The organism is Aeromicrobium sp. WCS2018Hpa-31 (genome assembly GCF_031843905.1).
Taxonomy (GTDB): domain Bacteria; phylum Actinomycetota; class Actinomycetes; order Propionibacteriales; family Nocardioidaceae; genus Aeromicrobium.
Genome location: NZ_JAVTJF010000009.1, coordinates 194,167 through 205,825, shown reverse-complemented (window position 1 = coordinate 205,825; position 11,659 = coordinate 194,167). Strand labels below are relative to the sequence as shown.

At 70.4% G+C, this 11,659-nt stretch carries 11 protein-coding genes; 5 read left to right on the top strand and 6 right to left on the bottom strand.

Annotation, left to right across the window (positions count from 1 at the left end):
* Positions 1–300: 300 nt before the first annotated feature.
* The gene (locus RQG84_RS13615) at positions 301–801 is read left to right on the top strand and encodes a TadE/TadG family type IV pilus assembly protein (RefSeq protein ID WP_056575484.1); all 501 of its coding nucleotides are present in this window, start codon (positions 301–303) and stop codon (positions 799–801) included.
* Positions 798–2,345, top strand: coding sequence for a pilus assembly protein TadG-related protein (locus RQG84_RS13610; RefSeq protein ID WP_311210431.1), 1,548 nt, complete (start codon positions 798–800; stop codon positions 2,343–2,345). Before RQG84_RS13615 ends, RQG84_RS13610 begins: the two co-directional genes overlap by 4 nt.
* A gap of 4 nt (positions 2,346–2,349) precedes the next feature.
* Here the strand turns inward: RQG84_RS13610 and RQG84_RS13605 are convergent, their stop codons facing one another.
* A complete protein-coding gene (locus RQG84_RS13605; protein ID WP_311210430.1) occupies positions 2,350–3,657 on the bottom strand; it encodes a metallophosphoesterase family protein in 1,308 nt (435 codons plus the stop codon).
* A 29-nt stretch (positions 3,658–3,686) separates the two neighbouring features.
* Here RQG84_RS13605 and truA point away from each other — a divergent pair, with 29 nt between their 5' ends.
* Positions 3,687–4,523 carry a tRNA pseudouridine(38-40) synthase TruA gene (truA, locus tag RQG84_RS13600; RefSeq protein ID WP_311210429.1) on the top strand — a complete coding sequence of 279 codons (837 nt, stop codon included), beginning with the start codon at positions 3,687–3,689 and terminating at the stop codon, positions 4,521–4,523.
* A 9-nt stretch (positions 4,524–4,532) separates the two neighbouring features.
* Here truA and RQG84_RS13595 read toward each other — a convergent pair whose 3' ends face one another.
* A complete protein-coding gene (locus RQG84_RS13595) occupies positions 4,533–5,372 on the bottom strand; it encodes a DUF4394 domain-containing protein (protein WP_311210428.1) in 840 nt (279 codons plus the stop codon).
* Positions 5,373–5,531: 159 nt separating this feature from the next.
* Between RQG84_RS13595 and RQG84_RS13590 the strand changes: the two genes are divergently transcribed.
* On the top strand, positions 5,532–6,380 hold the full coding sequence (locus tag RQG84_RS13590) for an endo alpha-1,4 polygalactosaminidase (protein WP_311210427.1): 849 nt from the start codon (positions 5,532–5,534) through the stop codon (positions 6,378–6,380).
* Positions 6,381–6,421: 41 nt separating this feature from the next.
* Positions 6,422–7,015, top strand: a complete 594-nt coding sequence (locus tag RQG84_RS13585; RefSeq protein ID WP_396135313.1) for a class I SAM-dependent methyltransferase — start codon at positions 6,422–6,424, stop codon at positions 7,013–7,015.
* A 1-nt stretch (position 7,016) separates the two neighbouring features.
* Here RQG84_RS13585 and RQG84_RS13580 read toward each other — a convergent pair whose 3' ends face one another.
* The 4 genes from RQG84_RS13580 to rpsD all read right to left on the bottom strand — a co-directional run bounded on the left by RQG84_RS13580 (position 7,017) and on the right by rpsD (position 11,649).
* Entirely contained in the window at positions 7,017–8,981 is a 1,965-nt protein-coding gene (locus RQG84_RS13580) for a S8 family serine peptidase (protein ID WP_311210426.1), read from the bottom strand.
* Between the two features lie 355 nt (positions 8,982–9,336).
* The gene (rplQ, locus tag RQG84_RS13575; RefSeq protein ID WP_311210425.1) at positions 9,337–9,924 is read right to left on the bottom strand and encodes a 50S ribosomal protein L17; all 588 of its coding nucleotides are present in this window, start codon (positions 9,922–9,924) and stop codon (positions 9,337–9,339) included.
* A gap of 43 nt (positions 9,925–9,967) precedes the next feature.
* Positions 9,968–10,978: a DNA-directed RNA polymerase subunit alpha gene (locus tag RQG84_RS13570; RefSeq protein ID WP_055964368.1), complete on the bottom strand. Its 1,011-nt coding sequence runs from the start codon at positions 10,976–10,978 to the stop codon at positions 9,968–9,970.
* A gap of 62 nt (positions 10,979–11,040) precedes the next feature.
* A complete protein-coding gene (rpsD, locus tag RQG84_RS13565) occupies positions 11,041–11,649 on the bottom strand; it encodes a 30S ribosomal protein S4 (RefSeq protein WP_055964365.1) in 609 nt (202 codons plus the stop codon).
* Positions 11,650–11,659 lie beyond the last annotated feature (10 nt).

The window sequence follows — 11,659 nt, the reverse complement described above, 5'->3', positions numbered from 1 at the left end:
GGGGTTCCGGGCCACGGGCGGACGACCAGCACGGCCGGGGTTCCGGGCCACGGGCGGACGACCAGCACGGCCGGGGTTCCGGGCCACGGGCGGACGACCAGCACGGCGGGGGTTCCGGGCCACGGGCGGACGACCAGCACAGCCCCCTGTTCCCTGATTCCAGGGACAGGGGGCCTTTCGTCACGCTAGATTTCAGGACGAAAGCCTCGACCGGATGGGAGTTCCGGGTCGGGGAGGGAGCTTTCGCGTCGGTCCTGCACAGGGCGGAGCCGACAGGTCACGGGTCGAGGGAGCATCGTGATGGTCGGACCACGACAGGCACGCACGGACGACGGGCGATCGCGCCGTCGACGCGACGACGGTGCTGCTGCGGTCGAGTTCGCCCTCGTGCTGCCGATCTTCGTCGCGCTGCTGTTCGGCGTCATCAGCTACGGCTGGATGCTGAGCTACCGCCAGGGCATCAGCCAGGCGGCCGCCGAGGGCGCCCGCGCCATGGCCGTCTCGGTCTCCCCCACGGGGTCGACCGTGCCGGCCGATCGAGCCAGAGCGGCGATCAACCGCTCGCTCTCCTCCTACGGCGTCACCTGCACGTCGGCGGGCACGCTCACCCGCAACGGCGCCACGGTCGGGACGTGCGGCGTCTCCACCACGGCGTGCACGACCGGCTCGACCGTGCAGTGCGCGCGGATCGCGATCAGCCACAACTACCGCGCCAACCCGCTGATCCCGTCCTTCCCCGGGCTCGGCATCACCCTCCCCACCACCATCGGCTACACGACGACCAGCGAGGTGAGCTCGTGAGGCGTCAGCGACACGACGAGCGGGGCGCCATCCTGCCCCTGACCGCGCTCATCATGGTCGTCGTGGTCGGCTTCACCGCGTTCGCGACCGATCTCGGCGTGCAGCGCGTCGCTGCGCGCGACATGCAGGCGGTCGCCGACGTGGCGGCCCTCGACGCCGCACGCAAGCTGCCGACCTGCACCACGTCGACGCTCCAGGCCGCGGCGGACGCGAGCCTGGCCCGCCAGGGCCGCCGCGTCGGCACGTCGTCGCCGCTGGTCGTGACGCCGGGCCACCTCAGCTCCACCGGTGCCTTCGTCGCCGGCTCCGGAACCACCGGCTGCGACGCGGTGCGGATCACCGCGGCCACGACCGTGGACTACGCCTTCGCCCCCGTGATCGGGAACGACTCGGGCTCGGCCACACGGACGGCGATCGGGACACGGTCCGACGCGGCCGTCTGCTTCTCCGTCGGCACCAAGACGCTCACGCTCAGCACGTCCGGCAGCGCCATCGGACCGATCCTCGACCGCGTCATCAAGGTCAACGGCCTCGACGTCGTCGGCTACACAGGCCTCGTGAGCCTCAAGAACGTGCAGGTCCCGCTCGTCGACCTCGCGGCCGCCCTCGGCGTCGGCACGCCGCAGGAGCTCGCAGCGCTCGACGTCTCCCTGCAGACGTTCACGCTGGCGGCGGCCTCCGTCGTCCGCAAGCAGGGCGACCTCGTGAGCGCGACCCTGCTGGAGTCGATCGCAGCGCGTGCCACGGGTCTGCGGGCCGACGTGAGCAACTTCCTCGCACTCGACACCACCGGCAACGCCGCCCTCTCGGCGACGGTCAACGCGCTCGACCTCGTCGGGGCGTCCATCGTCGCCGCCAACGGCACCAACGCCTTGCGCATCGACCAGCTCGGTCTCAGCCTCCCGCTCGGCCTGCTCAACGCCAACGCCCAGATCGTCATCGTCGAGCCACCACAGATCGCCTGCGGCAAGGCCGGGGTCACCGCCCGCACGGCCCAGGCCCGGGTCGACCTCGAGACCACCGTGGGGACCTCGCTCCTCGCCTACGCCGAGATCAGCATGGGCGTCCGCGTCGGCGAGGGCACGGCCACCCTGTCGTCCTTGCAGTGCACGGGCCCGGCGAGCGTGACCATCGCCGGGCAGACCACGGCAGCGCGCGTCGTCGGGTACGGAGGCACGGGGTCGGCCCGACTGACCGCAGCCAGCCTGCTGAACCCCCGCAAGGACCTTCCTCTCCACCTCAAGGAGGTGGTGGCTGCGACGAACGCGGGCAGCCACACCTTCACCTACCCCGCCGGCGCGGGCCTTCCCACGCCCGCCAACCACACCTTCAGCAGCAGCGTGAACTTCGCCGTCGAGGTCGACAACAACGGTCTGCTGGGCGGTCTGCTCTCGTCCGTCACGAACTTCCTCCTGACGGTGCTCAACCCCCTGCTCGAAGGTCTGCTCACGCCCCTGCTCTCGTCGCTCGGGATCAAGATCGGCACCATGGACGTCACGATGCTCAGCCGCCCCTCGTGCAACGCCGTCCGCCTGGCCGGCTGAGCTTTCAGCGTCGGGTGACGGACTTGTCGCCGTCGGCGTCCTTGGTGATCGTCACGTCGTCGAGGGCCGCGCCGTAGGCGATCGACGGCGTCGAGCCCGAGCCCTTGGACGCGACGATCGAGCGGAACCGCAGCGTGTCCGCGGCGACGTCGACCACCTGGTAGGTGCTGATCCTCTCGGCCCACCGCGCACGGGTGGCGCCTCGGCGGTCCCAGTCGGCGCGCGAGATCTCGTAGTACTTGGGGCCGGACACCGAGGTCGCGAACACCGTGCTGTCGGGGTCGCCCCGGTGCCCGCTGCTGAAGACGTGGTCGTGGCCGCTGAGCACGAGGTCGACGTCGTGCTTCTCGATGACGGGCAGGACCGTGGAGAAGACGGCGCTGTTGGTGCGGTCCGCCCGCGACGCGAAGGGACCCGCGTGCAGCAGCACGACGCTCCACCGGTTCGGGTTGTCCTGCAGCTGTGCGTCCAGGAACCGGGCCTGGGCCGCCAGGTCGGAGCCAAAGGAGTCGAGCACCACGAAGCGGACGCCCTGCTGGTCGAAGCGGTACCAGGTGGGGCGCTGGCCCGTGACGCCGTTCGACGGCGAGGAGAAGTAGGTGCGGAACCCCTGTGCCTGGCCGGAGCGGCAGTTCTTCACGAGCACGCACTGCTCGTGGTTGCCGATCGAGGCCACGACGTTGCGGCTCATCCGCACGGGCGCGAGCGCGGCCATGAGGTCGACCCACTCCTGGTGCACCCACGGGTGGTTGACGACGTCGCCGGCGTGCAGCACGAGGTTGGCGGTCGGGAAGCGCTTGACGGCAGCCTTGACGATGGCGGCCGGACGGTCGGCGTTGTCGACCTGGGTGTCGCCGAGGGTCAGGAACGTCCAGGGCTCGAGCTCGGTTGCGGGCGTGGTGAAGAAGAAGTCGCCCGCGCTGCCGCCGTCGTTGGCCACGCGGTAGCGGTAGCGGGTGCCGGGCTGCAGCCCGCGCAGCGTGGCGGTGTACGCCGGTCGCACGGACCCACTGTCGCGCGCGGTCGTGGCGGCCTTGCGCCTCGCCGGGGCCCGGACCTCGGGGCCTCCGGACATGGGACGGGCCACGACGCGCTGGTTCTTCCAGGCCTTGGCCGACCTCCAGGTGAACGTCTGCGCCGTCGACGGGGTGGCGGACGGTGTGAGGACGACGGCCGTAGGTGGCGTGCGGGTGCTCGCCGCCGGCTGCACGGCGGCCTCCGTGGCGGCGGGGAGCCTCTCCTGCTCGGGGGTCGTCGAGCAGCCCGTCAGCACCAGCGCCGTGGCTGCCAGGGACGCGAGTCCGTTCCTCATGGCACCACGGTAGGCACTACGGTGGCGGCGTGCGGCTGCGACTCGATCTTTCCTACGACGGAGCCGGGTTCCGCGGGTGGGCGACGCAGCCCGGGCTGCGCACTGTGCAGGAGACCGTGGAGGAGGCGATCGGCACCGTCCTGCGCCTCGGGACGCGCCCCGCACTCACCTGCGCGGGGCGTACCGACGCCGGCGTGCACGCCCGCGGACAGGTCGCGCACGTCGACCTCGACGACCCGGTGGAGCCCGACCAGCTCGCTCGTCGGCTGCGCCGGCTCCTGCCCCCCGACGTGACCGTGCGGGCCGTCACCGAGGCGGCGCCCGGCTTCGACGCCCGATTCGCGGCGCTCGAACGTCGGTACGCCTACCGCGTGCAGGACCGCCCCGCGCGGCTCGACCCGCTCGCCCGCGGACACGTCGTCGCGTGGCCGAAGCCGCTCGACGTCGACGCCATGAACGCCGCCGGGCTGCTGCTCACCGGCGAGCACGACTTCGCCGCCTTCTGCCGCCGACGCGAGGGCGCCACGACCATCCGTACCCTGCTCGAGCTGAGCACGGTGCGCCGTCCGGACGACGCGCTCCTCGTCACGACGGTTCGCGCCGACGCGTTCTGCCACTCCATGGTCCGCGCACTGATGGGTGCCCTCGTCGCCGTCGGCGAGTCCCGCCACGAGCCGACCTGGGCGCGAGACGTGCTGCTCGCCGGCGAGCGCGACTCCCGCGTGAAGGTCATGCCGGCGCACGGTCTGGTGCTCGAGGAGGTCGTGTACCCCGACGACGCCGGTCTGGTTGCCCGGGCCGAGCAGGCACGTCGGCGGCGCGACGAACCCCCGCTCCGTGAGAGCGAGGGGTCCGTCGACCGGTGAGGGTGCGGGTCAGCGGTTCTCGACCGCGAGGTCGGAGGCGCCGAAGTTCAGGCCGCCGATGCGGGTGGCCTTGCCCGTGGAGAGGTCGATCTCGTACAGGCTGGGGGTCCCGTTGACCTTCAACGCGGCGTAGCCGGTGTTCGAGACCGTGCGGCCCCCGGCCGTGCGGCTGAGGATGTCGAAGCCGGACGCGTCGTTGTCGATCGCCAGGCCGAGCTTGCCGATCGGCACGAGCGTGCCGTCGTTCGGCGGGACCTGCAGGACCAGCTGGTCCTGCGCGTTCTCGATGTCGAACAGCTGGGTGCCGGTGTCCGCCGAGGCGTCGTTGTTGGTGTACGCGGCACCCGTGACGATGAAGTCGTTGTTCGCGAGCGCGAGGTCCTTGTCGGCCACCGTGGCCTGGGTCGCCATCGGGTGACGCAGGTTCTGACCGGTGTTCGAGACGATCCGCAGCGCGTCGGCAGCAGGGTTGAAGTCGACGCCGAAGGACTCGCCCTCGAGCTCGACCTTGAGGTCGCCGACCTTCGTGGCCTTGGCGGTGAAGCGGTTGAGGGCGTAGAGCCCGCCGCCGTCGCCCAGACCGTAGATGAGCTTGTTGGCGGGACGCTGGTCGATACCGACGATCTTCGAGTCACCCTCCTGCAGGCCGGAGATGACGCCGACGGTCGACTGGCGGGTGGGGCTGGTGAGCGGGATGACGCGCAGGGTGTTGCCCGCGCCATTCAGCACGAAGGCGCGGTCACCGGCCTGCGGTGCGGCCTGCGCACCGCCTGACATCGCGGCGAGCGCGCCGGTCGTGAGTGCGGCCGCGGCAGCGAGGGAGAGCGTGGTCTTGATGGACGTGCGCATGGATCCTCCGAAGTCGTCACCGACCCGGTGCCGGCGTACTACGTGTCATTCGTCACACTCGCCCGCATGGATGGGTCGCCTCGAAGAATTCCTCGATCGTGCGCGAGACGTGAGCTCGACGCCTCTCGGCCGCGGACGCTCGCGACCTATCGTGGAGGGGTGCAGCTCCTCCCCTCCTCCTGCCGTCGACACGCTGTCATCACCGGCGTCCTGGCGTGCCTGCTCGTCCTCGGCGCCTGCTCGGCCCAGGGGGCGCCGAGCCCGACGTCGTCCGCCCCCGCGCCGAGCCCTGCGACGTTGCCGTCCGGCGCCGTCGTCGACTACCAGCTGGGCGGGGCCTACCGCCCCGCGTCCGACGTCACGGTGGTGGTCCGCGACCGCACGGAGGCGCCGGACGCCTCCCGCTACTCGATCTGCTACGTCAACGCGTTCCAGACCCAGCCCGGCTCGCTCTCCTGGTGGAAGCAGCGCCACCCCACGCTGCTGCTGAAGCGCAAGGGAGCGCTCGTGCGCGATCCGGACTGGCCCGACGAGGTGCTGCTCGACCAGCGCACCGCAGCCAAGCGCGCCGAGCTGACGGCGGTCGTCGCGGGCTGGTTCCGCAGCTGCGCGAAGGCCGGCTACGACGCGATCGAGGCCGACAACCTCGACGCCTGGACCCGCTCCCGCGGCCTGCTCACGAAGGCCCAGACCGTCTCGACGGCACGCGCGCTCGTCAAGGCTGCCCACGCGGCGGGGTTGGCGATCGCCCAGAAGAACACGCCCGAGGTCGACGGTCGGGCGCTCGGCTTCGACTTCGCGGTGGCCGAGGAGTGCGAGGTCTACCGCGAGTGCGGCGCCTACATCGACGCCTACGGGGGTGCCGTGGTCGAGATCGAGTACACCGACAACGGGCGCAGCGCCTACACCCGAGCGTGCAAGGCCCGGACCGGCGACCACCCCATCCTCCTGCGGGACCGGGACGTCGTGCCGCGCGGGACGCGAGGCTACGTCTTCCGGCACTGCTGACCGCTCCCCCGGCCCGGACGCTCGCCTGCGACCATGGCGGGGTGAGCGGGCACTACTTCGACGAGCGGCCGAGCACGGCCGAAGACCGGCGCGAGGTGCACTTCTCGGCCTGGGGCCACGACCTGAGGTGCACCACGGGCGGCGGAGTCTTCTCCGGCGACCACCTCGACCACGCCACCCGCGTGCTGCTCGAGTCGGACGGTCCCCCGACGGGCACCGTCCTCGACCTCGGCTGCGGCTGGGGCCCGATCGCGCTCGCCGTCGCCACGGCGTCGCCGTCGGCCACGGTGTGGGCGGTCGACGTCAACGAGCGGGCGCGGGAGCTGACCGCACTCAACGCCGCCGCACTCGGCGCCGGCGAGCGGGTCCACGTCGCCGCGCCGGAGTCGGTGCCCGACCATGTGCGCTTCGACGCGATCTGGTCGAACCCACCGATCCGCATCGGCAAGCCGGCCCTGCACGACCTGCTCCTGCATTGGCTCGCGCGGCTCAGCGACGACGGTCATGCCCGCCTGGTGGTGGGCAAGAACCTCGGTGCCGACAGCCTGCAGCGTTGGCTCACCGACCAGGGGTGGCCCACCGAGCGCACGACCAGCAGCAAGGGCTTCCGCGTGCTGACCGTGCGCCGGGGCTGAGCTATCTCGACGTCACCGTCCGGGTGGTCGACGTCCTGCCGGTGATGTTGCTCGTGCCGACGTAGACCGTCTTGATCCGGTGCTTGCCCTTCGTGAGCTTCGGGAGCGAGACGACCCGCTTGCCCTTCCCGGTGGAGGACAGGTTCGCCGTCGCGATGCGCTTCTTCCCGTCGTACACCCGAAGCTGCCCGGTGGGGCTCGCCACCCCGGCCACCTTGACGGTGACGGTGATCTTCGCCTTCTTCTTCCGGCTCACCTTCGACGCGATCGACTGTGACACGGACGAACGTGCCTTGGCCACCGAGATCGACTGGACGGCCGAGTCCCAGTCGTGCCCCGCCGGCATCACCGCTCGGATCGTGGTGCGCGGCGCCGCCCAGGCTGTGCCACGGACCGTCAACCGGGCGCGTCCCTCGGCGTCGACGACGCCACGGGCCAGCACCGACGAACCACGACGCAGCTCGATCGGGCCGCGCCATGGCGTACCTGAAGAGGACTCCAGTGCCCGGACGGTGTACGTCACGCTCTGACCGTGGACGACCGACGGTCGGAAGTCGGCCTCCTCGAAGAGGACAGCCACGTCGTGGCGCGCCAGGTCCAGCACCCCGCTCCCGCAGACCTCGTCGTCGCAGTTGAGGTCGACGGTGAACGGCTCACCGCCGGGTGGACGGATCACGTGGGCAGCATCCTTGGACGAGTACGCACGGAACGGCTGCACGTCCTCCCTCAGGAGGGACTCGACCTGGTGGGACGGCACCCCGGCCGCGATCAGCAGCGCAGCGGCGCCGGAGACGCTGGGGGCCGCCATGCTGGTGCCCATGTACATGTCGTAGCCGGCACCGACCGGGGAGGTCGTGCCGCGATCGACCGTCGACAGCACGGCGTCGCCGTCCACGGCGAAGTCGCCCCCGTACGCCGCGATGTCGACCGAGGGGCCGCGGTTGGTGTAGAACGCGGCGCGTCCGGCTCGGCTCGTGGCAGCGACGGACACCGCGTTCGGGCAGGCGGCAGGAACGGCGAGGTCGGCATCGCCCCCGTCGTTGCCCGCAGCGACGACGGTCACCGCGCCTCGCTGGGCCGCTGCTCCCATGACGTCCCCGTAGGCACTGCAGTAGGCGGGTACGAGATCCTCGATCCCCTCGAAGTAGCCGCCGAGCGACAGGTTGATCACGTCGGCCGGGGTCGCGTTCGCAGGAACGCCCTCCACGTCGCCGCCCGAAGCCCACTCGATGCCCGCCAGGATGTCGGAGTCCCACCCTCCGCAGCGGCCCAGGACCCTCACCGGCTGGATCTTCGCCGCAGGGGCGACCCCGCTGATGCCGAGCCTGTTGTTCTGCTGCGCCGCGATGATGCCGGCCACGTGCGTGCCGTGCCAGCTGCTGTCCTCCGGCTCGTCGAGCGGCCCCTCGTCGTCGCCGTAGCAGTAGGTGTCACCGCGCGGGATCCAGTCGCCGGGATCCGACGGGTCGGAGTCCCTGCCGTCACCGTCGTTCGCGGTGTAGAACTCGAACTCGTCGCCCGACCCCAGGGGTTCCCCCGCCATGTCCTGGTCGGCGTCGATCATGTCGTAGCCCGCGACCAGCTGGTTCTTCAGATCCGGATGGCTCCTCACGACGCCGGTGTCGAGCACGGCGACCACGACGCCGGAACCCTTCGTCGTCGACCAGACGGACGGGGCACGCGTGCTGAAGCCACCTCGCACCTTCGCCGTGAAGTCCCAGAGCTGGTACTGGTCCCTGAAGAGCGGGTCGTCGGGAGTCACGGGCGATGCGGCGCTCGGCCTCATCCGTCCGTTCGGGATGGCCCACTCCACGTCAGCACGCTCGGCGACCGAGGCCGCGACGTCGGCAGCGGTCTCGAACGGCACCGTCTCGCCGAAGTCGACGATGCTCAGCGAGCCGGTCAGCTGGTCCGGCTGCTGGACGTCCTCGGTGGTGACGTCCGCGTCCCGGGCCGCCCTGCGCACCGACCGGAGCAGTGTCGCGTCACTCGCCCGGCTCTTCACCACCAGACCCCGCGCCACCCTGGGGGTCTCACTCGATGCCGGACGAACCACCTCCCCGACCTGCGTCTGCGGTCCGGCAACCGCGACAGCAGATGCCGGCAGGAGCGCGGCCAGGACGGTCCCTGCTGCGATGACGACGACTCCGGACTTCCCCACCACGACTCCCTCGACGCACGACGACGGCGCACCTCGCGATGCGCCTCACGCGAGCCTAGGTCCCAGCCGAGTCCCTGGGGGTCCGAACGAGAAATCTGCATCAGAAAGGCGAACGGCCCCCACCGCGGTGCGGTGGGGGCCGTTCGGCGACACGACCTGGTCAGGCCTTGTCGGTGCCTTCGTCGGAGGCGGGCTCCTCGACAGCCTCGGCCGCGGCCTCGACGTCCTCGGAGGTGGCCGGCTCGGTCTCGGACTCCGTGGCCGGAGCACCGGCGACGACGTCGGTCTCGACCTGCTCGGCGTCGTCGGACGCGTTCACCGCGGGGGTCTCGTCCTCGGCCGGAGCCGCGGCGGGCGCAGCGGCAGGAGCGGTCGCCTGCGCGGCGAACTCCTTGGCCTCGACGATCTCGATGACGGCCATGGGGGCGTTGTCGCCCTTGCGCGGACCGATCTTCGTGATGCGCGTGTAGCCGCCGGGACGGCTCGCCATGGCGGGACCGATCTCGGTGAACAGGGTGTGCAGGACGCTCTTGTCACGCACGACCTTGACGACCTGGCGGCGGTTGGCCACCGTGTCGGTCTTGGCCTTGGTGATGAGCTGCTCGGCGTAGGGCCGCAGACGGCGGGCCTTGGCCTCGGTGGTGGTGATCCGGCCGTGCTCGAACAGAGCCGTCGCGAGGTTGGCCAGGATCAGGCGCTGGTGCGACGGGCTGCCGCCGAGGCGGGCTCCCTTGGTGGGCGTGGGCATGTGTCTGTCTCCAGGTCAGTGAACAGGTCGATGAGCGAGCAGCTCAGTACTGCTCGTCCTCGGCGAAGCTGGCGTCGTCGTCGTAGGAGTCGAGCACGGCCGACGGGTCGAACCCGGCCGGGCTGTCCTTGAGGGCCAGGCCCATCTCGGCCAGCTTGGCCTTGACCTCGTCGATCGACTTCGAGCCGAAGTTGCGGATGTCGAGCAGGTCCTGCTCCGAGCGCGTGATGAGCTCACCCACGGAGTGGATGCCCTCGCGCTTGAGGCAGTTGTACGAGCGGACCGTGAAGTTCAGGTCCTCGATCGGCAGGGCGAGGTCGGCGGCGAGCTGCTCGTCGACGGGCGACGGGCCGATGTCGATGCCCTCGGCCTCGACGTTGAGCTCACGAGCCAGACCGAACAGCTCGACCAGGGTCGAGCCGGCCGACGCGATCGCGTCACGCGGCGCCATCGACGACTTCGTCTCGACGTCGATGATCAGCTTGTCGAAGTCGGTGCGCTGCTCGACTCGGGTGGCCTCGACCTTGTAGGTGACCTTGAGGACGGGGCTGTAGATCGAGTCGATCGGCATGCGGCCGATCTCCTCGTCGCCGGTCTTGTTCTGCACCGCCGAGACGTAGCCGCGGCCACGCTCCACGACGAGCTCGATCTCCAGGCTGGCCTTGTCGTTCAGCGTGGCGATGTGCAGGTCGGGGTTGTGGACCTCGACGCCCGCGGGGGCCTCGATGTCGGCCGCGGTGGCCACACCGGCACCCTGCTTGCGCAGGACCATGACGAACGGCTCGTCGTGCTCGGAGGAGACGACCAGGTTCTTGAGGTTGAGGATGATCTCGGTGACGTCCTCGGTGACACCCGGGACGGTGGAGAACTCGTGCTGGATGCCGTCGATCTTGATCGACGTGACCGACGCGCCCGGGATGGAGCTGAGGAGCGTGCGGCGCAGCGAGTTGCCGAGGGTGTAGCCGAAGCCGGGCTCGAGAGGCTCGATGACGAACCGTGAACGGTTGTCGGCGACGACCTCTTCGGTCAGGACGGGGCGCTGTGCGATGAGCATGGTTGAACTTCCTTTCCGGTCCTCCCGCTATTTGAAGGACCGGCTCAGTGGAACGGGGTGGATCAGATCTTGGAGTAGAACTCCACGATCAGCTGCTCCTGGATGGGGACGGTGATCTGCTCGCGGACCGGGCGCTGGTGCACCAGGATCCGACCGCGATCGGGATCGACGTCGAGCCAGCCGGGAACGGTGTCCTTGTCGTGCGTCTCACGGGCGACGATGAACGGCGTCGTCTCCAGGCTCTTGGGCTTGACATCGATGATGTCGTGCTTGCTGACCTGGAAGGACGGGATGTTCGTCTTCACGCCGTTGACGATGAAGTGTCCGTGCGTCACGAGCTGGCGCGCGTGGCGACGGGTGCGGGCCAGGCCGGCACGGTAGACGACGTTGTCGAGCCGGCTCTCGAGCAGGCTCAGCAGGTTGTCACCGGTCTTGCCGGGCTTGCGGTGCGCGTTCTCATAGTACTTGCGGAACTGCTTCTCGAGGACGCCGTAGGTGTAGCGCGCCTTCTGCTTCTCCTGCAGCTGGGTGCGGTACTCCGACTCCTTGATGCGGGCACGACCGTGCATGCCCGGGGGGTAGGGACGACGCTCGAACGCGGCGTCGCCACCGACGAGGTCGACGCCGAGACGGCGCGACTTCTTGGTGAGAGGTCCGGTGTAACGGGCCATGATCTAACTC

What these genes read in the sequence shown, in the direction of transcription:
- RQG84_RS13615 (WP_056575484.1), top strand. Translation starts at nt 301, where the DNA reads ATGGTCGGACCACGACAGGCACGCACGGACGACGGGCGATCGCGCCGT.
- RQG84_RS13605 (WP_311210430.1), bottom strand. Translation starts at nt 3,657, where the DNA reads ATGAGGAACGGACTCGCGTCCCTGGCAGCCACGGCGCTGGTGCTGACG.
- RQG84_RS13595 (WP_311210428.1), bottom strand. Translation starts at nt 5,372, where the DNA reads ATGCGCACGTCCATCAAGACCACGCTCTCCCTCGCTGCCGCGGCCGCA.
- rplQ (WP_311210425.1), bottom strand. Translation starts at nt 9,924, where the DNA reads ATGCCCACGCCCACCAAGGGAGCCCGCCTCGGCGGCAGCCCGTCGCAC.
- RQG84_RS13570 (WP_055964368.1), bottom strand. Translation starts at nt 10,978, where the DNA reads ATGCTCATCGCACAGCGCCCCGTCCTGACCGAAGAGGTCGTCGCCGAC.
- rpsD (WP_055964365.1), bottom strand. Translation starts at nt 11,649, where the DNA reads ATGGCCCGTTACACCGGACCTCTCACCAAGAAGTCGCGCCGTCTCGGC.